We start from the raw sequence: 26,446 nt of genomic DNA, 5'->3' as shown, positions 1-26,446 counted from the left end.
GACTTCCGGCCCTTTCCATGGTGACTAGGAGCCCGGTCGGATGGCGTCATAGTAGGGCTGCGCCAGCAGCCCGGATTCCATCTGGATGGCAATAGTCAGGAGCTCCCCCGGGACGGTAGCTTAAATGTGATCAAGTAGACGGTGGGCCCGGGCTCTGCGGCGGCGCGGATGGTGCAGTCCAAGCCGGTCGTCGGGCTGATTCCCTCCATTGCGGATCACCACGCCTTCAACCAGTTGCGGATAATGCGGCAGGTTCAGTAGGTGAAGACCCGCAAATCCATCCTGGGTTGGACCTTCTTCCTTAACGGGAACATTGTGGCCGCGGCGAAGTCCTTGTTGATGGACAGGACTATCACCTGCCTGCGTCTCGGCGTGCGGAAAAGGGAACACTGGCACCTCCACGCCTCGGGCAAGAAGGACCACCGTCCCCCACCAGCCGCTTGCCTGAAGGGCAAGCGGCTGGTGACACCCTGAAGCAGGCATATTCCGTGCTGCCGTGCTGAAAGCATCTCCAGGCCGTCGCCCCCGGCATCTCGCCGTCGGCGAACATTGCCCCGCCGGAATCATGCCCGGGAATATCCTGTTGGCATCCGCGTTAACTTGAGCCAAGAGCACTCAAGTATCCAATAGGAGGAAACATGCCAGCATTCTTTGGCCCATCCGGCGCCGGCAACGGCTCTTTCGAGGATTTCCTGGCGCGCTACCTGCAAGGCCAGCGCACCAGCCGCTTCGGGCGCCCCGTCGACATCACCCGACTGCTCAGCCGCCACACGCACGAGGTACTGACCCGTGCCGCGCAATTCGCCGTTGAACACGGCCACACCGACATCGACGCGCTGCACTTGCTGCGCGTGATGCTCGAGATCGAGCCCGTCGACGAGGCCCTGCGCCGCTCCGGGGCCGACGCCGGAGCGATTGCCCGCGACGCCGAACAGCGCTTGCCCGAATCCGGGCCGCGACACTCCGAATCCGCTCCCGCGCTGACCCCATCGGCCCAGCGCGCCCTGCTCGACGCCTACCAGGTCGCCCGCGCCTTCGGCTCAACCTACATCGATCCCGAACACCTGTTCCTGGCGTTCGTGCTCAACACCGAATCCCCGGCCGGGCAGGTGCTCGGCGCCGCCGGAGTCACTCCGCAGACCCTGCAGGCCGCCGCCGAGGGTGCCGAACAACAACGCTCCGGTTCATCTCCGACCCAGCGGAAATCCGCCGAGGCCAACCAGCCCGCCAAGGGTGAGACGCCACTGCTGGAGAAATTCGGCATGGACCTGACCGCCCGGGCCGCCGAGGACGGGCTGGACCCGGTGATCGGCCGCACGCAGGAGATCGAGCAGACCATCGAGATCCTGGCCCGGCGCACGAAGAACAACCCGGTGCTGATCGGCGAGGCCGGCGTCGGGAAAACCGCCGTTGTCGAGGGCCTCGCCCGCGCCATCGTCGCCGGCGAGGTGCCGGATCAGCTGGCAGGCAAGCGCATCATCGCGCTCGACTTGCCGGCCATGGTCGCCGGCACCCGCTACCGCGGCGACTTCGAGGAGCGCCTGACCCAGACCATGGACGAGATCGCCGCGCAGGACGGGGAAGTGATCGTCTTCATCGACGAGCTGCACACCGTGGTGGGCGCCGGCTCAGGCGGCGAGGGCTCCATGGATGCCGGCAACATCCTCAAGCCACGGCTGGCCCGCGGCGAACTTCACCTCATCGGCGCCACCACGCTGGCCGAATACCGCAAGGTCGAGAAGGATCCCGCCTTGGAACGCCGCTTCCAGCCTGTGACCATCGGCGAGCCCTCCATTGAGGACGCCGTAACGATCCTGCACGGATTGAAGGAAAGGTACGCGCAGCACCACCGGGTCACCTACACCGACGAGGCGATCCGCGCCGCGGTGGAAATGTCGGCCCGCTACGTGACCGACAGGTTCCTGCCGGACAAGGCCATCGACCTGATCGATACCGCGGGTGCCCGGCTGGGCCTCAAGCGCGGACCGGGCATCGACACCGTGGCGCTGAAGTCGCGGATAGCCGAACTCGCAGCCGCCAAGGACCGCGCGGTGGCAGAGGAACGCTACGAGGACGCTTCGCGTTTGCGCGACGAGGCCGAGGAAATCTCTGCCCGGCTGGCCGAGACCGAGGAGTCCGGCACCGGCACCGCCGACGCGGTGGTCGACGAAGCCCAGATCGCCGAGGTCATCGCCCGCGCCACCGGCATCCCCGCCGCGCGGCTGACGGAGGACGACAAGGAACGCCTGGCCCGTCTGGAGGACGAGCTCCACGACAGGGTCGTCGGGCAGGACGATGCTGTGGCTGCCGTTGCCAAGGCGGTTCGCCGCTCCCGCACCGGGATGGGCGACGAAAACCGCCCGGTCGGCAGCTTCCTCTTCCTGGGCCCCACGGGCGTGGGCAAGACCGAGCTGGCCAAGGCGCTGGCGGCCTCGCTCTTCGGCGACGAGTCCGCCATGGTGCGCTTCGACATGAGCGAGTTCGGCGAGCGCCACACGGTCTCGCGGCTGGTCGGCGCCCCTCCGGGATACGTCGGCTACGACGAGGCGGGGCAACTGACCGAACGCGTCCGGCGTCGCCCCTACTCGGTCGTGTTGCTGGACGAGGTGGAGAAGGCGCACCCCGACGTGTTCAACCTGCTGCTGCAGGTGCTCGACGACGGCCGGCTCACCGACGGGCAGGGCCGCACCGTCGACTTCCGCAACACCGTCATTATCATGACCTCCAACCTGGGATCCGAGTTCCTGGCGAGCCGAGGCGCCCCGCTGGGCTTCGGTAGCGATTCCGGCACCGGCTCCGAGCGCGAGCTGCGCGCCAAGGTCATGGGCCGGCTGCGTGAGACCATGCGTCCGGAGTTCCTGAACAGGATCGACGAGACGGTGCTGTTCCGCAAGCTGGAGGCGGAGCAGTTGCGCGGGATCGTGCGGCTGCAGTTGCGCCGCACCGAGGCCCGGCTTGCCGCCAACGGCATCGGCCTCGAGGTGGACGAGGCGGCTGTCGCCTGGATCGCCGCCGAAGGCCACGAGCCGGAGTTCGGCGCCCGCCCACTGCGCCGGGTCATCCAGCGCGAGCTCGACGACAAGGTCGCGGACCTGTTGGTCTCCGATGAGTTGGCCGCGGGAGGCACCGTGACGGTGACAGCCGACGAATCGGGCCTGCACGTTTCGGCCGGCCGGGAAGCTGCACTCGCGGCGTAGCCGGGAAGGAAGCCAAAGGGGGCGGGAAGAATTTCCCGCCCCCTTTGTCGCGTCTTCGGCCTATGCTGGGTTGTGTGGGGCTGGGGAGCCCCGCACAGGCACAAACCTTGGGGGTTATATGCCACGCGAGAAAAAATGGAACCGCAATCCCTGGCCTGCAAACCAGGATCAGCGCCCGCGGAGCGGGAGGGTTCCACCATGGGTGCTTGACCAGGAAGCGCGCCGGGCGGCAGCGCTACAACCCCGCAACCGCGCCACCGGGCGAAAACGACCCGCCAGACGCCGCAGGTCCAGACCTGTTCGCCGCACATGGAACCTCGGACTGGTCATCACGCTGCTGGTTGGGCTCTACTACAGCCCCGCGATCCTGGACCGCCACATCATGCCGGCGCTCGTTCCCCTGCTTCCCTGGTCAAAGGTGCCGCCACCGGGCGTCGAGGCAGCCGCCGAACCACTGGGCAAGCCGCCGGCCGGTACCGGTTCCGGCGCGTTCCGGCTGCAGGAATCCCCGGACCCCCGGCAGGACTTCGTCGCCTACGATCCGTGCCGCCCCGTCCATTACGTGATTCGTCCGGAGAACTCCCCGGTCGGCGGCGAGGTCCTGATCCACGAGGCGGTCGCCGAGGTTTCGGCAGCCAGCGGCCTGCGCTTCGTTTATGACGGCCCCACGGCGGAGGGGCCAAGCAGGGAACGGGACAGGTACCAGCCCGGGCGCTACGGGGAGCGCTGGGCGCCAGTTCTGCTCACCTGGTCCGACCCTGAGGAAACACCCGGATTGACGGGGGATGTGGGCGGCCTGGGCGGAAGCGAATACGCCCACACGCCCGGGCACCCCTTCGTCTACGTGGCCGGACAAGTGATGCTGGATGCCCCGGGGCTGGTCCCAATCCTGGGATATCCGGGAGGTGCCGAACTGGTCCGTGCGGTCGTCATCCACGAACTCGGGCACGTCCTGGGACTCGACCATGTCAATGAACCGGACCAGCTGATGTACGGCGGCCGGAATGACCGGACAACACTGGCAGAAGGAGACCGGGAGGGCCTTGCCCTACTGGGCGCCTGCGCCTGCGTTCCGCAACTCTAAATCGACACCAGGAGTTGGATCGTTCAGGTGCCGCGCAACTGGTCCAGCGCCGCCTTCAGGCGGGTATCGGCATCGGCGGCTACCTCGCGAATGGCAGGGTTCCCACTAATGCGGGACAGGACCTGCGCGTCAATGGTCTCTATCGTGGTTTCGGTCGCGTCCAGTGCCCTGCGGACCACCACGTTGCACGGCAACAAGGCCCCAAGTTCGGGCTCGGTGAGCAATCCCCGATTGGCCAGATGCGGATTGCAGGCCCCAAGTATCAGGTAGTCGCCGATCCGGTCGGCCGATTCGGCGCTGATCTTTGCCGTCAGGACGGCGCGCACATCGATTTCGGTCAGCACCCCAAAGCCCTGGCGCCCCAGTGCATCCTTGGTGCGGGCCACTGCTTCCTCCCAGTCCAGCGAAACGGTGATGCTGTGCGTGTAGCCCATGTCAGTGGTCCTCTCGCTCTCCCCAGCGCCGTGCGCGTCGGGTTGCCGGTGTTTGCGGCCCAGCCTAGCCGCGATCCAAGACGCTGTCTGCCCCTCGGCCAACAATCACCACGCCCGGCACTGCCTGGGGGTTGTTCTATTCATGGCACCTGTTCCGTGGCGTTCTTTCGTTCCACAGGCACGAAGGTTTCCCTGGGTCCAGGGTTGCACATTAGCCAGAAATCGTAGTCGAACCGTCGGTTCGGGTCCCCCACGACGAACCATGCAGCCATGATCCGCCGACATTCAAGAGCGTTGGTGCCATTGCGCCATAAGGCAAACCTGGCAGCGACATTGATTTGGTGGGGCGATGCAGCACGTCCCACCCCCAAGCATTCATAGTGATCCATAGCTTCTCCCCCAAGGAAACGCCCGACAGTCCCCCAAACCTATGCTCCACCTGGCGAACCAGGCAAGGGATGCGTGAAAACATCTCACAACAGGCGAGCATATGGGAACCGCCGGACCCTTTCCGGCCCATCGAGGTTGCGATGAACCGAGCTCAGGCGTGAAGGGACTTGAGGCCAACAACGCCGCCGATGATCATCAGCAGAAAGAGCACTTTCAGGATCGAGATCGTCTCGGTGCCAGTGGCCATCGCGTAAACGACCGTCAGCGTCGCACCGATTCCGACCCATACCGCATAGGCGGTACCGAGTGGCAGTTCCTTCATCGCATAGGCCAGGCCGGCCATGCTCAACACCAGTCCCACGGCGAATACAACGGTGGGCGCCAACCGGCTTAACCCTTCGGATTTACCCAACGCGGTGGCCCACACGGCTTCGAGAACACCGGAAACAATGAGAATAAACCAAGACATGACTGACTCCTCGCGGGCCGTCTTGTCGCACACCGGGTACGGCACCCATCGTCCGGAACCCCTGTCATGAGGCTTCTTCCCAGATTTTCACAGATCGCAGCTCCGGGGCAAGGCGGACGTCGAGCCGGAACGCCCACCTCAACAGGGCTCCCCGCGGTCACCGCATGTTTACCGGCGCGCCATCTTCGGTTGGTGAGGGTCGGGGAGGATGGGTTCGCGCGCCGCTCCCCCGGCCGCGCCAATCCAACACCGCACCGTGAGGCAAAACATGAAGAAGTCCCTGTCCGCTGCCTTGGCACTTGCCGTTCTGGCCACGCCCCTGCTGGCCACGCCGGCCGGCGCCGCCACCGCACCGGCCAACAGCACCGTCGGCACCCGCGACGCCCAGCCCGGCTTCCGCGTGCTGCCCTACCTGCAGAACCCGAAGCCGGATGCCATGACCATCAGCTGGATCAGCGAAACCGCCGACCCGGGAACCCTGAGCGTCACCGGTCCGGGCATCGGCAACGGCAAGGGCCAGGGCGCGGGCAACCAGCGGGTGCTCACCTCGACCCCGAAGTACATGCCGCTGATGGAATACACCCAGAAGGAACTGGACCAAAGCATCAGCGGTCTGGTGAAGGGTTCCTGGCTCAAGGCCAACACCAACTACAAGCACACGCTCACCATCGAGGGACTGAAGGCCGGCAAGGACTACAACTACACCGTCGCCCAGGGCGGCAAGCGCCATGAGGGCACCTTCACCACCGCACCCGACGCCGAGTCCTGGGAAGACCTGCGGCTGATCGCGTTCTCCGACTCCGAGACCGAACCCATGGGCCGCGTCGAGCACCGCGAGTGGGAACTGAACCCGGTCAACGGCTACACGCCCGACTCCGAACAGCGTCCCGGAAGCGATTCCGACTGGGCGCAGAAGTTCGGCTCCACCACCCGCTACGGCGACTTCACGCTTCGCTACCCGCTCAGCCAGGACACCGCGATGCGCGAGAACATGGCGGCGATCGAGGCGGCCGACCCGGATTTGATGCTCATCGCCGGCGACCTGGTCCAGGGCGCGGGCTACCAGCCTGCCTGGGACGAATTCTTTGGCTACTTCGCCGGCGAACACGGCGACCTTGCCTCCAACGTCCCGCTGGTGACGGCGCTGGGCAACTGGGAGACCTATGCGGGGATTAACGGCGGCTACGGCTCGCCCGCCGACCAGTCGCCCGCGGTCATTTCCCGGAACAAGTACCTCTCCTACTTCGACAACGACGGGGACGCCGCCAACCCTGCGGCCAAGGGCTCCTACTACCGCACCGACCACGGGCCGGTGACGGTGCTGACCCTGGACTCGACCAACGGCGAACCGGACGAGAACACCAAGACCGGCACCCTCTCCGGCGAACCCTTCTCCGGGGACGATTCCAACCTCACGGCGGAGAACCTCTCCACCGACACCCAGGGCGAGTTCACCGACGCCGACTATGACAAGGCCTACACCGAACTCTTCGCGGGCACCACCGCGGAGGATTCCGACCTGCCCAACATGTCGGTCGGCGGCGAACAGTGGAAGTGGGCCGAGAAGCAGCTGGCCGAGGCCCGCGAACAGGGACAGATCGTGATCGTCCAGTTCCACCACGCCGCCTACTCCTCGGGCGTGCACGGAACGCCGCCGAACCACGAACACGCTGACAACCAGTCCGGCACCGCGATGCGCGCCTACTCCCCGCTCTTTGAGAAGTACGGGGTGGCCACGGTGCTCTCCGGCCACGACGAGATGTTCGAGCGCTCCTGGGTCGACGGCGACGGCGACGGGCAGGGCTTCCACTCCTACGACGTGGGCGTCGCCTCCGACGGGCTGCGCGGCGAGCAGCAGGTGAAAAACGAGAAGGGCGAGTACGAGCCGCTGCGCTTCAACACCCACTCGAAGTGGTCCGCCGCGGCCAACCAGCCCGAGACCTGGGCCACCGACGAGAACGGAACCCCGCAGCTTCTTGACGGCGGCCTGCACTACGGCCACCTGCAGATCGACATCACCCGGCAGGGCGACGGGGCGAAGATCAAGCTCAGCCCCATCTACCTCTTTCCGGTCCTCGACGAAGACTACAACCTGGTCAAGACCGAACGCCGCGTCTACGACGACGTCGTGGAATTCGCCGTCGGCGCCGACGGAACCGCCAAGAAGTAGGGCCCGAAAGCAAGAGGGCCCCGGGACGGATGCGGCCGATGCCGCATTCGTCCCGGGGCTTTCGCGTGGGTTCCTACAGTCCGGGTGCGACCTGTTCGCGGACCTGTTTGCGCAGGATCTTGCCCAGCATGGAGCGCGGCATCTGATCGATGGCCACGATCCGCTTGGGCACCTTGTAGCCCGCCAGCTGTCCGCGGCAGTGCTCGCGCAGCGCGTCCTCGTCCAATTCCGTCCCGGGCTCCAGCTCCACGGCGGCAACCACCATTTCCCCGCCGCGTTCCAACGCCTTGCCGAACGCGGCGGCGTCCAACACATCCGGGTGGGCGCGCAGCACGGACTCGACCTCGGTCGGCGAGACGTTGAAGCCGCCGGTGATGATCAGTTCCTTGGCTCGGTCCACGATCGTGGTGAAGCCCTCGGCATCAACCGTCACCACGTCCCCGGTGCGCAACCAGCCGTCGGCGGTGAGCGTCTTGGCAGTCTCCTCCGGGTTGTTCCAATAACCGGCGAACACCTGTGGGCCTTTTAGCAGCAACTCGCCGGGCTCGCCCTGGGCCACCTCGATCGACGCGTCATCCAAGTCCACGACCTTCATGTCCGTCGAGGGGAACGGCACCCCGATGGTCCCGGTGCGCCGGGTCGGGTGGAAGGGGTTGCCCAGGGCCACCGGGGAGGACTCGGTCATCCCGTAGCCCTCCACCAGCAGGCCGCCGGAGACCGACTCCCACAGCTCTACGACTGAATCGGGCAGGTTCATGGCCCCGGAGATGCAGTACTTGGCCGAGCGCAGCGAGATGCCCTTGGCCTTCGCGGCCAGGGCCGTGCGCTCGTAGATTGGCGGGACGGCGCAGTACACGGTGGCCGGTGACTTCTTCATGGCCTGAAGCACCAGGTCGGGGTCGAACTTGGGGAAGAGCACCAGCAGACCCTGCTTTTTCACGCCGAAGGTCAGGTACAGGGTCATGCCGAAGGCGTGGAACATCGGCAGGATCGCGTAGAGAATCTCCTGGCGTTCCCGCGCCCCGGCCATCCAGGCCTCGCCCTGCAGGGCGTTGGAGTACAGGTTGAAGTGGGTGAGCATCGCACCCTTGGGCCTTCCCGTGGTCCCGGAGGTGTATTGGATGACCGCGAGGTCCTCCACGCCCGGGCGCGGATGGGCGGCATCGATCCGCTCGGCCTTGAGCAGGTCCTTGAAGGCCATGGTCCCGGGGGCGGGCGCGGTCAGCGCGGCCTTGGAAGCGCGGAGCTTCTTCACTGGCAGGTTAAGCGCCATGCGCTTCACGGCCGGGAAGGCTTCGAGCAGGTTCACCGAGACCACGGTGTCGATGCGCATGTCCTTCGGGAACTGACGCACCGATTCGGCCGCCTTGTCCCAGGCGATGACGACGCGGGCCTGGTGGTCCTCGAATTGGTGGCGCAGTTCGCGCGAGGTGTAGAGCGGGTTGTGCTCAACGACCACCGCGCCCAGCCGCAGCACCGCGTAGAAGGCAATAACGTGTTGCGGACAGTTGGGCAGGATCAGCGCGACCCTGTCCCCGGCGCGCACGCCGAGTCGGCGCAGCCCCTCGGCGGCGCGTTCCACCTGCTCGCCGAGCTCGCGGTAGCTGGTGCGCTTCCCGAAGAACTCGGTGGCGGGACTGTCCCCGGCTTCGGCGACGGAACGCTCGAACATCGCGCTCAGGGATTCGGTGGGCAGCTCGATCTCGGCCGGGACGCCCGGCTGGTAGTTCTTGGTCCAAGGGTGCGCGGCGGTGTTCTCCATGGTTCCATCATGCCGCTTCTCACGGCAGGGGAGAGACCTGGCGGATTCTCAGGCGTCGGCGAAGATGGCGAAGGGCGGGGTTTCCAGGCCGTCGGCGAGCGCCTCGGCGGGGTCGGTGCCCAGCGCGCGGATGGCGTTGTGTTCGTCCACGTGCACCACGGACGGCTTGAAGGCGCGGGCCTCGGCGTTGGTCATGGAGGCGTACGTGATGATGATGACCAGGTCCCCCACGTTGACCAGGTGGGCGGCGGCGCCGTTGATGCCGATGACCCCCGAACCGCGCTCCCCGGCAATCGTGTAGGTCTCCAGCCGGGCGCCGTTGGTGACGTCCACGATCGAGACCAGTTCCCCGGGAAGGATGTCAGCCGCGTCCAAAAGGTCGGCATCGATGGTGATGGATCCGACGTAGTGCAGGTCCGCGTGCGTGACCGTGGCGCGGTGGATCTTGGACTTGAACATGGTGCGCTGCATAGGGGGGATCTCCTGGAAGGGGGTTGTGCTGGGGGCGGCATTCATCCTTGGATGCCATCCCCGGGCCACCGGCTTGGTGCAGTGAGTGTTCCGGCGCCTAAGACATTGTAGACGCGCCGGCTTCCGGTTGTCTGTGACGTACTTGGAGTCAGGGAACCGCGTTCGTGGATAACCATCGGATGCCTGACTCGGAACCGGACCGTCGCGGCGGCACCCGGGCATACCCTGCCAGTACACGCCTCGGCGGGGCCTCCCTCAGCGATTGCCCATGATGATTTGATTGACTGGGACGGATCGACGCACCACGTGGTGCGGACCGAAATCCTGCCGTCTCGCGGCAGGCGGCCTTGCGCCTCTTTGTATCCGTCCCGCAGTGAAACCTTCCTATCGCAAAACGGAGAACCATGCTTCAAGTCAACGCCTACGCCTCACCGTCCGCCACGGAAGACCTCGTTCCCACCCTCATCGACCGCCGCGAGGTCGGGGCGCACGATGTGCTGATCAGTATCAAGTACTCCGGGATCTGCCACTCGGACATTCACACCGTCCGCGGGGAATGGGGCGAACAGCAGTACCCGCTGGTCCCGGGCCACGAGATCGCCGGCATCGTCACCGAGGTCGGAGCCGCGGTCACCCGGCACGCCGTGGGCGACCGCGTGGGCGTTGGCTGCATGGTCAACTCCTGCCGCGAATGCGTCCACTGCCGCGCCGGCGAGGAGCAGTACTGCCTGTTGGGCAACATCGGGACCTACGGCGCCACGGATGTCGACGGAACCATCACCCAGGGCGGCTACGCCACGGCCGTTGTGGTGAACGAGGACTTCGTGGTGAACATCCCCGCCGCCCTGGAACTCGACGTCGCCGCTCCCCTGCTGTGCGCCGGCATCACCACCTACTCCCCGCTGCGCCGCTGGGGCGCCGGACCGGGCAAGAAGGTCGCGGTGATTGGGCTCGGCGGACTCGGGCACATGGCGGTCAAGATCGCCCATGCCATGGGCGCGGAAGTCACCGTGCTGTCGCGGACGCTCAAGAAGCAGGAAGACGGCCTGAAGCTGGGTGCCGGGAACTACTTCGCCACGGAAAACCCCGAGACGTTCGAGGTGCTCGCCGGATCCTTCGACCTGATCATCAACACCGTCAGCGCCGGTATCGACATCAGCGCCTTCCTGCAGCTGCTGGCCCTTGACGGCGCGCTGGTCAACGTCGGCGCCCCGGCCGAGCCGCTGCCGGTCAACGTGTTTTCACTGATTACCGGCCGGCGCTCGTTTGCCGGTTCGATGATCGGCGGCATCCGCGAGACCCAGGAAATGCTGGACTTCTGCGCCGGGCACCGGATCGCCGCCGAGGTCGAGGTCATCGCGGCCCAGGACATCAACAAGGCCTACGAGCGCGTGCTCGCCTCCGATGTCCACTACCGCTTCGTCATCGACGCGGCAACGCTGGCCTAGGTTCCGCACGGCCTCCCCCGGCGGCGGCACGCGGGCGGATCCCTACCCCCGGTCCAGGCGAACGCCCAGGATGCGGTCGTCGTCGGGGCCGGGGTTGCCCCGCCCGTCGGTGTTGTTGGTGAGAATCCAGAGTTCCCCGTCCGGGGACACTGCCACGTCGCGGATCCTTCCGAACTCGCCGTTGTAGTGTTCGGTGGAAGTGGAGGGGTCGGCGACGGGCACCTGGCGCAGCACCGTACCGCGCAGGTTCGCGATGAACAGCGTCCCGTCCACGTGCACCATGCCGCTGGGGCTCGCGGCACCGGGCTCCCACTGCTGCACGGGGTTGGTGAAGCCCTCCTCGTCGGCGATGCCCTCGACCCGCGGCCAGCCGTAGTTGGCGCCCGGGGTGATGATGTTCAGTTCGTCCCAGGTGTTTTGCCCGAATTCGGCGGCGAACATGGTGCCGTCCTTCGCCCAGGCCAGGCCCTGCGGGTTGCGGTGCCCGTAGCTGTAGACCAGCGAGCCGGGGAACGGATTGTCCGGTGGCACCGCTCCCTCGGCGGTCATCCTCAGGATCTTGCCGCCCAGGGAGTCCAGGTCCTGCGCGCTGCCGCCCTCTGAGGCATCGCCCGCCGTGGCGTAGAGCATCCCGTCGGGGCCGAAGGCCAGGCGCCCGCCGTTGTGGACGCCTGCCGCGGGGATTCCCTCCAGGATTGTCTCGGGGCTGCCCAGGGCCAGCGACCCGGGCGCACCGGTCAGCTCGAAGCGCTGGATCCGGTTGCCCCCGGCCGCGGTCGAGTACACGTACAGGCGGTCCCGCGAATCGACGGCAAGGCCCAGCAAACCGCCCTCCCCGCCGTGCCGGACGCCGGGGACGGTTCCGATCTCGCGCGTCGTGCCGTCCTCGGCAAGTTCAAGGATGCGGGCGGAGTCGCGTTCGCTGAGAAGCGGGGTTCCGTTGCGGAACACCACCGACCAAGGCGCCTGCAGGCCCGTGGCCACCGCCCGCGGGGTGCCCGCCGGCGCCGGATCCCGGAGCGGTGCCGAGGTGGCCGTCCCGGATGCGGAGAGGGACGGAGAAGGCGGGGGCGTGGAGGGGCCCGGGCCGGTCGGTGGCGCCGGGGTGCAGGCCCCCAGCAGGACGGCGATCCCCAGCCCGGCCGCGAACAGCGAGGCCGCGCGTACATGTTTCATGGTTTTCTCCCGGTAATGGATGCGGACCGTGTGACCGCGAACGGCCCCGTGAGCGCGGTGGTCAAGCCATGGTTGCCCACGCATCGATCCCGCCACTGAGGTGCACCACGTCTCCGTAGCCGGCGGAGCGCAGGGCATCGAGCGCCTGTCCGGAGCGGACCCCGGACTTGCAGTGCAGGATCAGCGGCACGCCGCGGGGAATCCCGTCCAGCGCGGATCCGTCCTTGATTCCCGCGAGGGGCACCAGCACGGACCCGGGGATGCGGGAGATTTCGAATTCCACCGGCTCGCGCACATCGAGCAGCAGGAAGTCCGCTGCCCCCGTATCCCTGGCGGCCAACCGGTCGGCCAGCTCCCCGACCCCGATCAGGGCCTCGTCCGCCTCTTCCCGGTTCCCGGGCGCGGAGATGCCGCAGAAGCTCCCGTAGTCGATGAGTTCGGTGATCGGGGAGGCCTCCGGGTCCCGGGCGATGCGCAGTTCGCGCCAGCGTGCGCCGAGCGCATCGAAGACCAGCAGCCGGCCCAGCAGGGTCTCGCCCACGCCGGTGATGAGCTTGACGGCCTCCGTCACCATCATGGCCCCGATCGAGGCACACAGCATCCCGAAGACACCGCCCTCCGCGCAGGAGGGGACGGTGCCCGCCGCCGGAGGCTCCGGATAGAGATCGCGGTAATTCGGGCCGTGCTTCGCCCAGAAGACGCTCACCTGTCCATCGAAGCGCAGGATCGAACCCCAGACGTAGGGCTTGCCCAGCAGCGCCGCGGCGTCGTTGACCAGATAGCGCGTGGCAAAGTTGTCCGCGCCGTCCAGGATGACGTCGTAGCCGGCGAAGATCTCCAGCACATTGGTCGAATCCAGCCGCACCGGATGCAGCACGATCTCCACCCCGGGGTTGATGGCTGCAATCGATTCGCGGGCGGACTCCAGCTTGGTGCGGCCGATGTCGTGGACCCCGTGGATCACCTGGCGCTGCAAGTTGCTCAGTTCAACGGTGTCGTCATCGACGATCCCCAGCGTTCCCACCCCGGCGGCGGCCAGATACAGCAGCGCGGGCGAGCCCAGGCCGCCGGCGCCGATGACCAGCACCTTGGCGTTGCGCAGCCGGCGCTGTCCCTCGAGCCCGATCTCCGGCATGAGGGCATGGCGGGAGTAGCGTTCGAGTTCCTCGGCGATCAGGGGCGGCCCCGGTTCCACGAGGGGCGGCAACATTGCCATGTTGTTTTCGACGAGCGTCTGACTCAATGAAACCTGCCTTAGGGGGACAAAAGGGACAACAAAAAATGATCTGCCGTTTGCAACCAGAACAATGTTGGTCATCCCCGCGAAACGCTTTTGGGGGATGACCCTTAAGGAGTGGGGCTACTGGCCATCCACGGGAGAGCCGTCGATTTCGCGGCCTTCCTCGGTGCACAGGCATAGCCTGTTGCCCTGCGCATCGGTGGCCACCACAAACCTGGGGGCGGCCTCGGGGTCCAGGGCAGCGCCGGTGGCTTCCAACTCGCTGAGGATGGGCGAACTTTCACTGTGCGGCACCGTGATGTCCAGGTGGAAACGGTTGGCGTTGGGCGTGGCGGTCTTTTGGAACCACAGGGCCGGTCCCCGGCCGAAGGGGTCGGCCAGGCTGCCGTCCTTCTGCCGCTTGTAGCCCAGCGCCGTGCGCCAGGTTTCCGAGATGGCGTCCTCGTCGTCGGTGTCGATGGCGATCTCCACCACGCGCAACAGTTCAGGCTTGGCCACGGCGCCGGAGTTCTGCGCCTGGGCGGAGATCGACCTGGCCAGCGCCGCATCGCGCGCACTCACCCTGCCTCCTGCGTCGTGCGAGGTCAGGGTGATGAACAAGGTGTCGTAGCGCCAGTCGACGTCCGGGTGGTGGTTGGCTTCCTGCGCCAGGGCGCCGATGGTGGAAAACAGCGCCAGCGCCGAGGCCGAGGACTGGCACTTCAGCGCGGTGCGCAGCGCTCCCATTCCATAGCGCCACTGCGGCAGCTGCAGCAGATTCGCCTGGACTTGTTCGAGTGTCAGAACGTCTTTTGCGGGCATGGTTCTCTCCTTCGGGTTCCGGTTCTAGAGATCCGGGCGTCCCTCCATGGCGGAGGAGGCCAGGGCGTGCGTGCGCCTGGGGATGCGCCCTGCTTGTGCCGCCAGTCTGCCACCAATGACGGCATGTCTAAAGGCCTGTGCCATGGCCACCGGGTCCTGTGCCCGGGTCACCGCGGAGGCCAGCAGAACCGCATCGCAGCCCAGCTCCATGGCCAGCGCGGCATCGGAGGCGGTGCCGATTCCGGCATCGAGGATGACGGGGATCGAGGCCCGGGAGACGATCAATTCGATGTTGTGCGGGTTCAGGATTCCCAGCCCGGTCCCGATCGGGGCGCCCAGCGGCATGACGGCCGCGGCCCCAAGCTGTTCCAGGCGCAGGGCAAGCACCGGATCGTCGTTGGTGTACGCGAAGACCTTGAAGCCGCGCTCCACCAGGGCCTCGGTGGCCTCGACGAGTTCGAGCGCGTCGGGCAGCAGCGTGTGCTCGTCGGCGATCACCTCGAGCTTGACCCAGTCGGTTTCCAGGGCCTCGCGTCCGAGCTCGGCGGTCATGACCGCCTCGCGGGCGGTGAAGCAGCCGGCGGTGTTGGGCAGGACGCGGATGTTGTTCTCCAACAGCAGGTCAAAGAGGTTGGTGCCGCCGGTGGACCCCGGGCCGGGAGCGCTGTAGCGGCGCATGGCCACCGTGGTCAGCTCGGTGCCGGAAGCAATCAGCGCGGCACCCAGCCCGTCCAGGCTCGGGGCGCCGCCGGTGCCCATGATGAGCCGTGAGCCCAGGGTGATGCCGTCGATGACCAGCGGTTCGGCCTGCGTGAGTGTTTGTGTCATGGTCCTTCGCTTTCTTCCAAGAGGGGGGCGGGGCGGAGGTGCAGGGAGGTGCTTAGCCGCCCTGGACGGCGGTGACGATCTCGATGTCGTCGTGCTGCTCAAGCTCGGTCACCGACCACTGGCTGCGCGGCACGATCCCGGAGTTGCGGGCAACGGCCACGCCCAGGCGTCCGCCGTCGGCTGGCTTGCCGGTGGGCAGCAGCTCGCGGCCGGTGACGGCGGTGACGAGTTCGGCCAGGGTGGTTCCGGCGGCCAGCGGCCGGGGGGCGCCGTTGAGTTGGATGGTGCTCATGCATACTCCTTGGGTTTCAATGCCGGTGAGAACCGGTCGGGTCGGAAGCGGTCCCAGGCGGGGTCGCTGCGGCCGGCGACCAGCTCGAGGACGATGTGGGCGGCGACCGGCGTGAGCAGCACGCCGTGGCGGAAGAATCCGGTGGCGATCAGCAGACCCGGCACATCCGCACCATCCCAGGCCGCCACGCGTCCGAGCAGCGGCGCGTTGTCGGGGGTCCCGGGGCGGGCGCGGGCGGTGGTTTCGATGAGTTCGAGCTCGGCGACCGCGGGCAGCAGCACCTGCGCGTCGCGCAGCAGCTGGTGCACTCCCCCGGCGCTGACCCCCGGGTTGCCGTCCTCGCGGGCGGTCGCTCCGATGACCACGGTGTCATCCTCGCGCGGGACCACGTACACCGGCAGCCCGCGCACCATCCCGCGCAGCGTGGCGGTGGTCAGCGGACGCAGGTGCTCGGGCACGCGCAACCGCAGGATGTCCCCGTGCACCGGGCGCAGCGGAAGCACCAGGGATTCGGGCAGTCCGGCGAAATCGGCGGCACCCAGGCCGTTGGCGAGGATCGTCTCGCGGGCATGGATCTCGGTGCCGTCGGCAAGCAGCACCCCGGTGACCGGGGAGCGGGAATCGGCGGGGTCCTGGTGCAGCAGGCCCGTCGCCCGGGCGCGGACGAGGGTCTTGGACGGTTCGGTCCCGTCGCGTTCGCGGCCCACGGCGGCCAGGCGCGTCAGGATGGCTTTGGCCAGGGCCCGCGGGTCGACCTGGTGGTCCTGTGTGATCAAATGGGCGGCGGAAATGTTCGGGGACAGCATCGGCTCGCGCACCCTGGCCTCCCGGGTGGTCACCCGGTCCACCTGAAGTCCCTGCCGGGTTTGTGCCTCGCGCAGGTCGCCCAGCGCGGCGCGGTCGGCGGCGTCGGCAGCGAGGGCCAGCGTGGGGGTGGTGCGGTATCCGATGTCCAGCCCGGTCTCGGCGGCCAGGGTCCGGGCAAAGCCGGGCCAGCGGGCGGAGGAAGCCAGGGTAAGGGAAAGCAGGTCCTCTTCCTGGTAGTGCAGCTCGCTGACCGGGGCCAGCATGCCGGCGGCGGCGTACGTGGCACCGGCGGCCGGGTCCGGGTCGATCAGCGTGATCCGGTGCCCGGCGCGCTGGGCTTCCAGGGCGATGCCCAGGCCGATGATTCCGCCGCCGATGACGGCAATGCCGGTGGACAGGGGGTCGGGCACGGTGCACGACATCGAGGTCTCCTTCCCTACGCCGGTATGAGCCGGATCAGGTTCCACGCCGCCCCGGTGTGGGGATGGCGTCTGTCGGTCGGCGCAATCGGCGCCCTCTCAGCCAGCTTTCCTGGCTCCCGCGGTACTGAACTAGTCTATGAGACATGAGCCAGATCACCACCCAAGATGAAGCAACTCCCGTCTTAAGCGCCCCGGGCCTCGCCTCCGCACGCCTGTACTTGTGCACCGATGCCCGGGCCGACCGCGGGGATTTCGCCGAGTTCCTGCGTGCCGCCTATGCCGGCGGGGTGGACATCATCCAGCTGCGCGACAAGAACCTCGATGCCGGGCAGGAGCTCGAGCTGCTCCGGGTGCTGCGCGATGTGGCCGGGGAATTCGGCAAGTTGTGGTCGGTCAACGATCGCGCCGACCTCGCGCTGCTTTCCGGCGCACCGGTGTTCCACGTGGGCCAAAAGGACCTGCCGCTTCCGGGTGTACGGTCCTTGCTCGGCCCCTCGGCCATCGTGGGGCTGTCCAGCCACGATCCCGAACAGATCACCGCGGCGGATGCAGACCCCAACACCGACTACTTCTGTGTCGGCCCACTGTGGGCCACCCCGACCAAGCCCGGCCGCGCGGCCGTCGGACTGGAGATGGTGGAACACGCCGCCGCCCTCCAAACATCCAAGCCGTGGTTCGCCATCGGCGGGATCGACCTCGCCAACGTGGAGCAGGTCGTCGCCGCCGGAGCCTCGCGCATCGTGGTGGTGCGCGCGATCACCGACGCAGACGACCCGACCGAGGCGGCCAGGGCATTGCTTTCCAGGTTGCCGGAACTTGGCTGAGCTGCTGGGTCCGGCTGCGGGCAGGATTTGGTGCGGTGCCGCAGTTTCCAAGAAGCCGACGCCGGCACCGGGGCGATAGTGTAGGCACGGGAGTTCCGCCGACGCGGAAACGGCACGAAGGGGAAAAGCGATGACCAGCGAGATGACCACCAACAGGCCCGCATCGGTGCACGCCGCGGACAGCCACGAGGTGATCCGCGTGCGCGGCGCGCGGGTGAACAACCTCAAGGACATCAGCGTCGAGATCCCCAAGCGCCGCCTCACGGTGTTCACCGGCGTCTCCGGATCCGGCAAGTCCTCGCTGGTCTTCGGCACCATTGCCGCCGAGTCCCAGCGCATGATCAACGAGACGTACTCCGCGTTCGTACAGGGCTTCATGCCCACCCTGGCCCGCCCCGAGGTCGACACGCTCGAGGGGCTGACCACCGCGATCCTGGTGGACCAGGAACGCCTAGGCTCCAACCCGCGCTCCACCGTCGGGACCGTCACCGACGCGAACGCGATGCTGCGCATCGTCTACTCCCGACTGGCGCAGCCGCACATCGGCTCCCCGCAGGCCTACTCCTTCAACGTCCCCTCGGTCTCCGGCGCCGGCGCCGTCACCCTCGAAAAGGGCGGCAAGAAGATCAAGGAGCGGCGCAGCTTCTCCATCACCGGCGGCATGTGCCCGGAGTGCGAGGGCCGCGGGAAGGTCAACGACTTCGACCTCACCGCGCTGTTCGACGAGACCAAGTCACTTTCCGAGGGGGCGCTGACGGTTCCCGGATACTCCATGGACGGCTGGTACGGGCGCATTTTCTCCGGATCCGGCTACTTCGACATGGACAAGAAGCTGGCCAAATTCACCAAGACCGAAATGCATGACCTGCTGTACCGGGAGCCCACCAAGATCAAGGTCGAGGGCATCAACCTCACCTACGAAGGCATTATCCCCAAGATGCAGAAGTCCTTCCTGGCCAAGGACGTCGAAGCCATGCAGCCGCACATCCGCGCCTTCGTGGAGCGCGCCATTACGTTCACCGCCTGCCCCGAGTGCGGCGGTACGCGCCTGGCCGAGCACGCCCGAAACTCCAAGATCGACGGGAAGTCGATCGCCGACGCCTGCGCCATGCAGATCAGCGACCTGGCAGCGTGGGTCCGCGGGCTTCGCGAACCCTCGGTCGCCCCGCTGCTCGGCGCCCTGGGAGACACGCTGGATTCCTTCGTCGACATCGGGCTGGGCTACCTCTCCCTTGACCGCCCCTCCGGTACGCTTTCGGGCGGCGAGGCGCAGCGCACCAAGATGATCCGCCACTTGGGTTCCTCGCTCACCGACGTCACCTACGTCTTCGACGAGCCGACCATCGGGCTGCACCCGCACGACATCGACAAGATGAACGAGCTGCTGCTTGCCCTGCGCGACAAGGGAAACACCGTGCTGGTCGTCGAGCACAAGCCCGAGGCCATCGCCATCGCCGACCACGTCGTTGACCTAGGCCCGAAGGCAGGCACCGCCGGCGGGCAGATCATGTACGAGGGCTCCGTGCAGGGCCTGCGCTCCAGCGACACCATTACCGGGCGCCACCTGGATGACCGGGCGACGCTGAAGGAGACCGTGCGCACTTCCACCTCGGCGCTTCAGGTGCGCGGTGCCAACACCAACAACCTGAAGAACGTCGACGTGGACATCCCCCTGGGCGTGCTCACGGTGCTCACCGGCGTCGCCGGGTCCGGAAAAAGCTCGCTGGTCACCGGTTCGGTGGCCGGGCGCGAGGGCGTCATCAGCATCGACCAGGGTTCCATCAAGGGCTCCCGGCGCTCCAACCCCGCCACCTACACCGGGTTGCTGGAGCCGATCCGCAAGGCCTTCGCGAAGGCCAACGGCGTGAAGCCGGCACTGTTCAGCGCGAATTCCGAGGGCGCCTGCCCCACCTGCAACGGCGCCGGGGTCATCTACACCGACCTGGGCATGATGGCCGGGGTCTCCAGCACCTGCGAGGAGTGCGAGGGCAAGCGCTTCGACGCGATGGTGCTCGACTACCATCTGGGCGGCAAGGACATCTCCGAGGTGCTGGCGATGTCGGTGGCGCAAGCCGAGGAATTCTTCGCCGCCGGCGAGGCGAAGCTGCCGGCAGCACATAAGATCCTCTCCCGGCTCTCGGACGTGGGCCTGGGCTACCTGGGCATCGGCCAGCCGCTGACCACACTTTCGGGCGGCGAACGCCAACGCCTCAAACTGGCCACCCACATGGGAGAATCCGGCGGCATCCTCATCCTGGACGAGCCGACCACGGGCCTGCACCTGGCCGACGTCCAGCAGCTGCTGGGCCTGCTGGACAAGCTGGTGGAGTCGGGCAAGTCGGTCATCGTGATCGAGCACCACCAGGCGGTCATGGCCCACGCCGACTGGATCATCGACCTCGGCCCGGGCGCCGGCCACGACGGGGGCACCATCGTTTTCGAGGGGACCCCTGCGGAGCTGGTGGCCGATGGTTCCACGCTGACCGGCAAGCACCTGGGAGCCTACGTCGGAGCGTAGCCGTCCCGGCCCGCTATGAGGCCGGGGTGCACTTCACGCTGGTCACGAGCAGGACCTTGGACAGCTCCGCCGTGACGCGCGCCGGCGCGCCGCTAAGCCCCGAGGCCGTGGGCGTGATTGTCACGGCATACACGTAGGTGCCCAACAGGGCCGCGCCGTCCAGGCGCAAGGTTGCCGTTGTGTTCGATGTGGTTTTTGTGGTCGTGACCGAGTTCCGCACGGCTTGCACCGTGTATCCGGTGGCGTCGACTGCGCCCCATTTCAGGGTCAGATCGGAGTATGAATCGCCCAACAGCGGCCCGTCCTTGCGGGTACAGGTCACGGTTGCGGGGTTGACGCCCTGCGGTGCCCACGCGCCGGCGACCACGGTGGAGGCCACCGACCCGCTCAGCGTCCACAGCGCGTGTGCTCCGGTGGCGCCGAGCCCAAGGACCACGATGACGCCGTAGACAATCGCCGCGATGCGCCACGAACCCGACCGCTCGCGGGTGCCGCGCGCGCTCACGCCGACACCTGCCGGGAGGCCTCGTCGTCCTGGCCGGGGGTCGCCGCGGCACGCCGCCGTGCGAGAAGTCCGCGGATCATGGTGATGGCACCGTAGCCAATCAGCCCGGCTGCAGCAAGGTTGCCCACCAGTCCGCGGTCGTGGTTGCCTAGCCAATTGGCCGCGAATCCTGCGTACGGCACCGCGTAGAACAGCTTCCCGCGCATCTGCACCTCGGTGACAGGGGTTTCATCGGCAACATCGTTGTTGTCTCCCCGAGTGACCAGCGTGCGCATGCCCGACTGGTCCGCGGCGAGTGAATCGATGCGGTGGGTGATGACTTCCGGGCGGCCAGATTCAAGCTGGTAGGTCACCACGTCGCCGACGTTCAACGATTCAAACGGGGCGGGTTTGACGACCAGCAGCGTTCCCGGTCCATAGTTCGGCAGCATGGAGCTGGTCAGCACCGAATAGGCCTGCGACCCCGTGAGTGCGGGGACCACGATGAGCACCAATGCTGCCAACGAGGCAGCAACCAGGGCGACGAAACTGACGGCGGTCCCGGCCCGGCCAAGTGCGTGGCGGGTGAAGGATGAATGTGCTGCCGTATGCCGGGACATGGGGGACCATACCTTTCTGGGAGGTGGGTTTACTGGAGTTGGGTGGCGTTGAGGTTGAAGCCAACGCCGGCAACCGCTCCCCCAAGGGTTGCCGGGGCATTGGCCGCCAGCGCGACTCTCAGGCAGAGCGTGCCACTTTGGCCCTGTCCCAGCTCCACTGCCGTTGACACGCGGATCACCGAGCAATCGGCGCCCTGGACCATGTAGAGGACGGTGGTGAGATAGGGCGCGAGCGCACCTGTTGCCTTTGGCAGTCCCGGATCCACTCTGATGCGGAACGTCCCGCTGCCGGCGTTGCTCGAATTGGTGAGTGTGACGGCGGTGGTGCGGGTGGCTCCGGGCAGTAGCCCGGTGACCCCGGGAATCGTCACGGTTTGCCCCGCAACCGAGAGCTGTTGGGTCGTTGCCCCGGATGCCTTGACGGCCAACGAGAAGTCGGCGCCGGTCACGATCTGGCGTGTCGATGTTTCCGTTTGGTTCCACGCGGCAAGGGTTCCCTGCACCGTGAACAGCGCCAGGATGGTTGCGGCCCCCAAGATCGCAACCATCCTCAGCGTCGTTTTCGTGCCCATGCGGTGTTCCTCGTGGTTCCTGGTTTTACCGGCGGTCGCGTTACGGCTCGGTGGTGCCGGCAGGCGCGATCTGTTCCAGCTTGAAACCGATGTTTCCCAGGTCGTTGGTGGCCTTGGTGCCCTCGGTCCCGGTGGTTGATTCCAGGAATTTCACACTGACCGAGGCGGTGTACTTACCGGACGAACTGGGATCAAGGGGCCCGGTGACGACGGTTCCGCTTGCATCCTTCAGGGTCGCACTGCCGACCTGGAGGTAAGAGACCGAAGAGGCAAGATTATTGGTCAGCGTGAGCGACGCGCTCATCAGGTTGCCGGCAAGCGCCACGGTGACTGGTTGCGAGAAGTGCAGCGCGTCGCCCGGGACTGCCTTGTATGAACCCAGTTGGATCGCGGTGCCGGCGTCATTGGTTCAGGTTCCGGTGCCCGCGGTCAGCTCAAGATCGCCCGAGGTAATGGTTCCTGCCGGCTCGGCCACTGATTTGTTCCAAACTGCGAGCGTTCCGCCGCCTCCCAGCAGCAGTGCCACGTCGAGGCCGGTCGCAAGAGCACCCTTCGTCATCTTGTTCATCGTGTTGGTCCTTCACAAGTCCTGCACCGGACCCAGCGACCGGTGCAACATCTACTGTGCAGGTCGAACCACAAGATGGAGATTAACTTTTCGGCAAACTTCCGCCAAGCTTTCCGCAATCATCTCAAGGCTTGATTTAGCCGTTCTTGCGGGAACCTTGATCGTTGGCGTGTTTCCTCAACGCCAGCCACAAGTCCTTGCGCCAAGCCAGGGGATACGCCGTTCCCTGGCTTGTTCGCACGGCGGTTTCACTCAATGCATCACGCGCCTGCCGCGGCTAAATCCCATCTCTTCACCAAAAGGCAATGCCCCCCGGGGAGACATGGCCTTATCGCAACGATGGAAGGGCCGGGCGGCACTGGATCAACGGTTTGCTGCCGCAATGACCTCATCGGGCGCTTGGGTTCCGGCCGCTTCGTGGGCGCGCAGCACCTTGCGGGCACGGTCGCGCTTCAGGCGCTCGCGCGGATCGCGGTGCGGCAATTGGTCTGCGGGGCCAAGGACGGTGAACCCCAGGAACTGCAGGCGCCACAGAACGCGGTAGGTGAGGCTCAATCCCGTGGTGTCCTCGACAATGGGCAATTTCTTGTCACTCATGGGTTTCCAGTCTCTTTCTGTGGGACAACAACCCGATTGCGGGCGGATCGTCCGGTGGGCTGCGTCGGTTCAATTGTAAGCCAATGATTGGTACACCAACTAATTACCCCGGGGCATCCTCCGGTGAATGCGGAGGGTCCTAGTGGGGCGCCTTGGAGGCGGCCGCGATGACCTTCTTCATGGTCGCGTGGAGGGCAATGAGTTCTTCGCCGTCCATATCCAGTCGCCGCATCATCTCCGTGGGCACCTCCAGGGCAAGCTCCCGGGCGTCCCTGCCTTTTTCGGTCAGCACTATCTCCAGGGTCCGCTCATCGGCCGCACTGCGGCTGCGCCGCACATAGCCGAGAGCTTCAATTCGCTTCACCAGCGGCGACAGTGTTCCGGGGTCCAATTGGAGCAGATTGCTCAGGCCCTTGATTGACAGAGGTTCATGCTCCCAGAGCGTCAACATGACAAGGTATTGGGGATGGGTTAGCCCCAGCGGCTCAAGGACCGGCCGATAGGCCGCGACCACGCTGCGCGACGCCAAGGACAGCGCAAAACAAACCTGGTTCTCCAACGCCAGCGGATCTACCGGCGGTTTTTCGCTCACTTTGTTCCCTGCTTTGGTGGATGGTTCCGTCCATCCATCATAGGTACGGAAAACAGTTCCCGTTGCGAGAGTCCCGGCCGAAGGCAGCCCGCGTGCACTGGGGCCGGAGGCGGTGCCCTCCCGCGGATACGCCGCCCTCACCCGCGCCGGCCACGGTGGCCCCGACACCGACAGGCTTCGCACTCCGGCCCCGGTGCAGCACCCGCCGCACGACGAAACCCTGCCCCCCATGCCCGGCCTGCATTTACCTTCCCCTTGGGGCAACCCGGCTGCCCGGGCGATACCCAATCCTTAATTTCAACCATGGCAAAAGCGTCCTGACAAGGGGTTATCATCGACATTTCCCAATAGTCTCCCAGTTGTCGCTTCCCGTTAACCTAAATGCGGTCGGCTCGTTGACTTGCGCCGATAGCGTCTTTGGTTGTGAGTACGAACAGCGAAGCGAAGACCCTGGTCATCATCCCGGCCCGCGGGGGATCAAAGGGAATCCCGCTAAAGAACCTGCGCAGGATCGGCGGCCAAACCTTGCTGGCCCGGGCCATTGAATCCGCGTTTGCCACGCCGTCAGTTCTCGACGTCGTGGTCAGCACGGATCACCCGGACATCAAGGCGGAGGCGTTGGCAAACGGCGCAACAGTCATCGACCGCCCGGCAGAGATCGCCGGTGACACAGCAAGCAGCGAATCGGTGTTGTTGCACGCCCTGGGCACGCTGGACGTTCTCCCCCAAATCACCGTTTTCATCCAATGCACCTCGCCGGTCATTGACCCGGCAGACCTGCAGGCGGCCATCACCACGGTTGCCAGCGGGGCGGCGGACGTCAGCTTTGCCGTGGTTCCCGACCACGGGTTCCACTGGAGCTGCGACGAAACCGGGGCCGCCCAGGCCAGCGGACACGATGCCGCACGGCGTCCGCGACGGCAGGACCGCGAACCGCGGTTCCGCGAAACCGGGGCGTTCTACGTCATGGACACCGCGGGATTCCTTGAGGCGGAACATCGCTTCTTCGGCTCCCTGGCCCTGGCCCAGGTGCCGGAGGACCACGGAATCGACATCGACACCGAGGCCGACCTGGCCTTGGCCCAATGGCGACTGACCCACAACACGCCCGTGGCCGGGATCGACGTTGACGCGCTGGTCACCGACTTCGACGGCGTGCACACCCCGGACACCGCCTACCTCGGCCAGGACGGAAGCGAATCGGTACGGGTCTCCCGTTCCGACGGAATGGGCATCTCGCTGCTGAAGAAGGCAGGAATCCACCTGCTGATCCTGTCCACGGAAACCAACCCCGTGGTCACCGCCCGGGCCACCAAGCTCGGCGTGGAAGTCGCCCAGGCCGTGAGCGACAAGGCCACCGTCCTGAACCAATGGATCGCCGACCTCGGCCTGGATCCGGAACGCGTCGCCTACCTTGGCAACGACGTGAACGACCTGGACGCCATGAACCAGGTCGGCTGGCCACTGACGGTGGCGGACGCGCAAGACTCCGTACACCTCGCTGCCCGGCACCGCCTTTCGCGGCCCGGCGGCCGCGGCGCGGTGCGGGAAGCCGCCGACCTCATCCTGGCCGGCACCACCAGCCAAAACACCGTGACAGCCACCGTCCCGGCATCCGGGCCACTGGAACCCTCACTGGTTCGCTAGGCCCCCCACAGTTTTCCACCAATTCTCGCCGTGACCTTCACATAACCAACCCGAACGGTCCGGCAATCAACGAAAGGAAAGTCCCCCATGACTATCACCACCACGGAAACCGCACCCGTCGCCATCGGCGAGCAGACCCTGGGCACCGGCCAGCAGGTTTATGTCATCGGCGAGATCGGCATCAACCACAACGGTGACATGGAGATCGCCAAGCAGCTCATCGACGTCTCCGCCAAGGCCGGCGCCAACGCCGTGAAGTTCCAGAAGCGCACCCCCGACATCTCCACCCCGATGGACATGCGCGACAAGATCCGTTCCACCCCGTGGGGCGACATGACCTACCTGGACTACCGCTACCGCGTCGAATTCGATGCAGCGCAGTACAAGGAACTGATCCGCTACGCCGCAGCACAGGGCCTGCACGCCTTCGCCTCCCCGTGGGACGTCCCCTCGGTCGAGTTCATGGAAGAGCAGGGCGCAGTGACCCACAAGGTCGCCTCCGCCTCGGTCACCGACATCGAGCTGCTCAAGGCCCTGGCCGAGACCGGCAAGCCGATCATCCTCTCCACCGGCATGTCCACCATCGAGCAGATCGACAAGGCCGTGGAGACCCTCGGCACCGACAAGCTGGTCATGATGCACGCAACCTCCACCTACCCGCTGCCTCCCGAAGAGGCCAACCTGCGCATGATCACCACGCTGCAGGAGCGCTACCAGGTTCCGGTCGGCTACTCGGGCCACGAGCGCGGCCTGCAGATCTCGCTGGCAGCAGTCGCCCTGGGCGCCGTCACCGTCGAGCGCCACATCACCCTTGACCGCACCATGTGGGGCTCCGACCAGGCCTCCTCGCTGGAGCCGAAGGGCTTCGAGGCACTGATCCGCGACATCCGCATCCTCGAGCAGGCCATGGGCGACGGCGTCAAGAAGGTCTTCCCGGGCGAGCTGGCACCGCTGTCCCGGCTGCGCCGCGTCGATGCCTAACCAGTAGCATTCTTCGCATAGCTTCAACACCGTGGGGTGTCCGCCTACCAGG

At 66.5% G+C, this 26,446-nt stretch carries 25 protein-coding genes and 2 riboswitches; of the genes, 8 read left to right on the top strand and 17 right to left on the bottom strand.

Annotated features, from left to right (window positions below):
- Positions 1–638 precede the first annotated feature (638 nt).
- Both OIU93_RS16210 and OIU93_RS16205 read left to right on the top strand, forming a co-directional pair.
- Positions 639–3,197 carry an ATP-dependent Clp protease ATP-binding subunit gene (locus tag OIU93_RS16210; RefSeq protein WP_264271101.1) on the top strand — a complete coding sequence of 853 codons (2,559 nt, stop codon included), beginning with the start codon at positions 639–641 and terminating at the stop codon, positions 3,195–3,197.
- Between the two features lie 202 nt (positions 3,198–3,399).
- The gene (locus OIU93_RS16205) at positions 3,400–4,281 is read left to right on the top strand and encodes a matrixin family metalloprotease (RefSeq protein ID WP_264271100.1); all 882 of its coding nucleotides are present in this window, start codon (positions 3,400–3,402) and stop codon (positions 4,279–4,281) included.
- Between the two features lie 23 nt (positions 4,282–4,304).
- Here the strand turns inward: OIU93_RS16205 and OIU93_RS16200 are convergent, their stop codons facing one another.
- Positions 4,305–4,715 (bottom strand): DUF302 domain-containing protein, encoded by a 411-nt coding sequence (locus OIU93_RS16200; RefSeq protein WP_264271099.1) that lies wholly within the window; start codon positions 4,713–4,715, stop codon positions 4,305–4,307.
- A gap of 541 nt (positions 4,716–5,256) precedes the next feature.
- Entirely contained in the window at positions 5,257–5,574 is a 318-nt protein-coding gene (locus OIU93_RS16195; protein ID WP_264271098.1) for a multidrug efflux SMR transporter, read from the bottom strand.
- Positions 5,575–5,585: 11 nt separating this feature from the next.
- Positions 5,586–5,651: riboswitch (guanidine-III (ykkC-III) riboswitch) on the bottom strand.
- Between the two features lie 191 nt (positions 5,652–5,842).
- On the opposite strand from OIU93_RS16195, the gene OIU93_RS16190 reads away from it, so the two are divergent.
- On the top strand, positions 5,843–7,744 hold the full coding sequence (locus OIU93_RS16190) for a metallophosphoesterase (protein ID WP_264271097.1): 1,902 nt from the start codon (positions 5,843–5,845) through the stop codon (positions 7,742–7,744).
- Positions 7,745–7,817: 73 nt separating this feature from the next.
- On the opposite strand, the gene OIU93_RS16185 is transcribed toward OIU93_RS16190, so the two are convergent.
- Entirely contained in the window at positions 7,818–9,506 is a 1,689-nt protein-coding gene (locus tag OIU93_RS16185; RefSeq protein WP_264271096.1) for a long-chain-fatty-acid--CoA ligase, read from the bottom strand.
- 48 nt (positions 9,507–9,554) lie between these two features.
- The gene (panD, locus tag OIU93_RS16180; RefSeq protein WP_264271095.1) at positions 9,555–9,977 is read right to left on the bottom strand and encodes an aspartate 1-decarboxylase; all 423 of its coding nucleotides are present in this window, start codon (positions 9,975–9,977) and stop codon (positions 9,555–9,557) included.
- A 404-nt stretch (positions 9,978–10,381) separates the two neighbouring features.
- On the opposite strand from panD, the gene OIU93_RS16175 reads away from it, so the two are divergent.
- Complete coding sequence (locus OIU93_RS16175) at positions 10,382–11,425, top strand: NAD(P)-dependent alcohol dehydrogenase (RefSeq protein ID WP_264271094.1); 1,044 nt, start codon at positions 10,382–10,384, stop codon at positions 11,423–11,425.
- 42 nt (positions 11,426–11,467) lie between these two features.
- Here the strand turns inward: OIU93_RS16175 and OIU93_RS16170 are convergent, their stop codons facing one another.
- The 6 genes from OIU93_RS16170 to thiO form a co-directional block, all read right to left on the bottom strand.
- A complete protein-coding gene (locus OIU93_RS16170) occupies positions 11,468–12,601 on the bottom strand; it encodes a sorbosone dehydrogenase family protein (protein ID WP_264271093.1) in 1,134 nt (377 codons plus the stop codon).
- A 61-nt stretch (positions 12,602–12,662) separates the two neighbouring features.
- A complete protein-coding gene (moeB, locus tag OIU93_RS16165; RefSeq protein ID WP_264271140.1) occupies positions 12,663–13,817 on the bottom strand; it encodes a molybdopterin-synthase adenylyltransferase MoeB in 1,155 nt (384 codons plus the stop codon).
- A 144-nt stretch (positions 13,818–13,961) separates the two neighbouring features.
- Positions 13,962–14,642, bottom strand: a complete 681-nt coding sequence (locus OIU93_RS16160; protein WP_264271092.1) for a 4a-hydroxytetrahydrobiopterin dehydratase — start codon at positions 14,640–14,642, stop codon at positions 13,962–13,964.
- 24 nt (positions 14,643–14,666) lie between these two features.
- Complete coding sequence (locus OIU93_RS16155) at positions 14,667–15,470, bottom strand: thiazole synthase (protein ID WP_264271091.1); 804 nt, start codon at positions 15,468–15,470, stop codon at positions 14,667–14,669.
- A gap of 52 nt (positions 15,471–15,522) precedes the next feature.
- Complete coding sequence (gene thiS, locus OIU93_RS16150; RefSeq protein WP_264271090.1) at positions 15,523–15,762, bottom strand: sulfur carrier protein ThiS; 240 nt, start codon at positions 15,760–15,762, stop codon at positions 15,523–15,525.
- Positions 15,759–16,991 carry a glycine oxidase ThiO gene (thiO, locus tag OIU93_RS16145; protein WP_264271089.1) on the bottom strand — a complete coding sequence of 411 codons (1,233 nt, stop codon included), beginning with the start codon at positions 16,989–16,991 and terminating at the stop codon, positions 15,759–15,761. Before thiO ends, thiS begins: the two co-directional genes overlap by 4 nt.
- A riboswitch (TPP riboswitch) is annotated at positions 16,986–17,120 on the bottom strand. It overlaps the preceding gene by 6 nt.
- A gap of 14 nt (positions 17,121–17,134) precedes the next feature.
- Here thiO and thiE point away from each other — a divergent pair.
- A complete protein-coding gene (gene thiE, locus OIU93_RS16140) occupies positions 17,135–17,815 on the top strand; it encodes a thiamine phosphate synthase (RefSeq protein ID WP_264271088.1) in 681 nt (226 codons plus the stop codon).
- Positions 17,816–17,945: 130 nt separating this feature from the next.
- Positions 17,946–20,333, top strand: a complete 2,388-nt coding sequence (locus tag OIU93_RS16135; protein WP_264271087.1) for an excinuclease ABC subunit UvrA — start codon at positions 17,946–17,948, stop codon at positions 20,331–20,333.
- A 13-nt stretch (positions 20,334–20,346) separates the two neighbouring features.
- Here OIU93_RS16135 and OIU93_RS16130 read toward each other — a convergent pair whose 3' ends face one another.
- From OIU93_RS16130 to OIU93_RS16100, 7 genes are all read right to left on the bottom strand, one after another.
- Positions 20,347–20,838 (bottom strand): hypothetical protein, encoded by a 492-nt coding sequence (locus OIU93_RS16130; RefSeq protein ID WP_264271086.1) that lies wholly within the window; start codon positions 20,836–20,838, stop codon positions 20,347–20,349.
- A complete protein-coding gene (locus tag OIU93_RS16125; RefSeq protein WP_264271085.1) occupies positions 20,835–21,437 on the bottom strand; it encodes a signal peptidase I in 603 nt (200 codons plus the stop codon). Before OIU93_RS16125 ends, OIU93_RS16130 begins: the two co-directional genes overlap by 4 nt.
- 29 nt (positions 21,438–21,466) lie before the next feature.
- Positions 21,467–22,009, bottom strand: coding sequence for a SipW-dependent-type signal peptide-containing protein (locus OIU93_RS16120; protein WP_264271084.1), 543 nt, complete (start codon positions 22,007–22,009; stop codon positions 21,467–21,469).
- 40 nt (positions 22,010–22,049) lie between these two features.
- Entirely contained in the window at positions 22,050–22,334 is a 285-nt protein-coding gene (locus OIU93_RS16115) for a hypothetical protein (RefSeq protein WP_264271083.1), read from the bottom strand.
- 84 nt (positions 22,335–22,418) lie between these two features.
- Positions 22,419–22,577: an alternate-type signal peptide domain-containing protein gene (locus OIU93_RS16110; protein WP_264271082.1), complete on the bottom strand. Its 159-nt coding sequence runs from the start codon at positions 22,575–22,577 to the stop codon at positions 22,419–22,421.
- Between the two features lie 363 nt (positions 22,578–22,940).
- Positions 22,941–23,174: a hypothetical protein gene (locus OIU93_RS16105; RefSeq protein ID WP_264271081.1), complete on the bottom strand. Its 234-nt coding sequence runs from the start codon at positions 23,172–23,174 to the stop codon at positions 22,941–22,943.
- A gap of 139 nt (positions 23,175–23,313) precedes the next feature.
- Positions 23,314–23,766 (bottom strand): MarR family winged helix-turn-helix transcriptional regulator, encoded by a 453-nt coding sequence (locus OIU93_RS16100; RefSeq protein WP_264271080.1) that lies wholly within the window; start codon positions 23,764–23,766, stop codon positions 23,314–23,316.
- Positions 23,767–24,189: 423 nt separating this feature from the next.
- Between OIU93_RS16100 and OIU93_RS16095 the strand changes: the two genes are divergently transcribed.
- Both OIU93_RS16095 and OIU93_RS16090 read left to right on the top strand, forming a co-directional pair.
- Entirely contained in the window at positions 24,190–25,413 is a 1,224-nt protein-coding gene (locus OIU93_RS16095; protein WP_264271079.1) for an acylneuraminate cytidylyltransferase, read from the top strand.
- Positions 25,414–25,500: 87 nt separating this feature from the next.
- Positions 25,501–26,394, top strand: coding sequence for an N-acetylneuraminate synthase family protein (locus tag OIU93_RS16090; RefSeq protein ID WP_264271078.1), 894 nt, complete (start codon positions 25,501–25,503; stop codon positions 26,392–26,394).
- The last annotated feature ends 52 nt before the right edge of the window (positions 26,395–26,446 follow it).

The sequence above is a fragment of the Paeniglutamicibacter sp. ZC-3 genome (genome assembly GCF_025847175.2).
In the GTDB taxonomy this organism is placed as follows: Bacteria; Actinomycetota; Actinomycetes; order Actinomycetales; family Micrococcaceae; genus Paeniglutamicibacter; species Paeniglutamicibacter sulfureus.
This window is presented reverse-complemented; position numbering and strand designations above follow the sequence as displayed.

Coding starts and splice junctions, on each gene's coding strand:
- OIU93_RS16090 (WP_264271078.1), top strand. CDS start 25,501: ATGACTATCACCACCACGGAAACCGCACCCGTCGCCATCGGCGAGCAG.
- OIU93_RS16185 (WP_264271096.1), bottom strand. CDS start 9,506: ATGGAGAACACCGCCGCGCACCCTTGGACCAAGAACTACCAGCCGGGC.
- OIU93_RS16200 (WP_264271099.1), bottom strand. CDS start 4,715: ATGGGCTACACGCACAGCATCACCGTTTCGCTGGACTGGGAGGAAGCA.
- OIU93_RS16120 (WP_264271084.1), bottom strand. CDS start 22,009: ATGGGCACGAAAACGACGCTGAGGATGGTTGCGATCTTGGGGGCCGCA.
- OIU93_RS16195 (WP_264271098.1), bottom strand. CDS start 5,574: ATGTCTTGGTTTATTCTCATTGTTTCCGGTGTTCTCGAAGCCGTGTGG.
- panD (WP_264271095.1), bottom strand. CDS start 9,977: ATGCAGCGCACCATGTTCAAGTCCAAGATCCACCGCGCCACGGTCACG.
- thiE (WP_264271088.1), top strand. CDS start 17,135: ATGAGCCAGATCACCACCCAAGATGAAGCAACTCCCGTCTTAAGCGCC.
- OIU93_RS16210 (WP_264271101.1), top strand. CDS start 639: ATGCCAGCATTCTTTGGCCCATCCGGCGCCGGCAACGGCTCTTTCGAG.
- OIU93_RS16105 (WP_264271081.1), bottom strand. CDS start 23,174: ATGAGTGACAAGAAATTGCCCATTGTCGAGGACACCACGGGATTGAGC.
- OIU93_RS16125 (WP_264271085.1), bottom strand. CDS start 21,437: ATGTCCCGGCATACGGCAGCACATTCATCCTTCACCCGCCACGCACTT.
- OIU93_RS16190 (WP_264271097.1), top strand. CDS start 5,843: ATGAAGAAGTCCCTGTCCGCTGCCTTGGCACTTGCCGTTCTGGCCACG.
- OIU93_RS16110 (WP_264271082.1), bottom strand. CDS start 22,577: ATGAACAAGATGACGAAGGGTGCTCTTGCGACCGGCCTCGACGTGGCA.
- OIU93_RS16160 (WP_264271092.1), bottom strand. CDS start 14,642: ATGCCCGCAAAAGACGTTCTGACACTCGAACAAGTCCAGGCGAATCTG.
- OIU93_RS16175 (WP_264271094.1), top strand. CDS start 10,382: ATGCTTCAAGTCAACGCCTACGCCTCACCGTCCGCCACGGAAGACCTC.
- OIU93_RS16155 (WP_264271091.1), bottom strand. CDS start 15,470: ATGACACAAACACTCACGCAGGCCGAACCGCTGGTCATCGACGGCATC.
- OIU93_RS16135 (WP_264271087.1), top strand. CDS start 17,946: ATGACCAGCGAGATGACCACCAACAGGCCCGCATCGGTGCACGCCGCG.
- OIU93_RS16170 (WP_264271093.1), bottom strand. CDS start 12,601: ATGAAACATGTACGCGCGGCCTCGCTGTTCGCGGCCGGGCTGGGGATC.
- thiO (WP_264271089.1), bottom strand. CDS start 16,991: ATGTCGTGCACCGTGCCCGACCCCCTGTCCACCGGCATTGCCGTCATC.
- moeB (WP_264271140.1), bottom strand. CDS start 13,817: ATGGCAATGTTGCCGCCCCTCGTGGAACCGGGGCCGCCCCTGATCGCC.
- thiS (WP_264271090.1), bottom strand. CDS start 15,762: ATGAGCACCATCCAACTCAACGGCGCCCCCCGGCCGCTGGCCGCCGGA.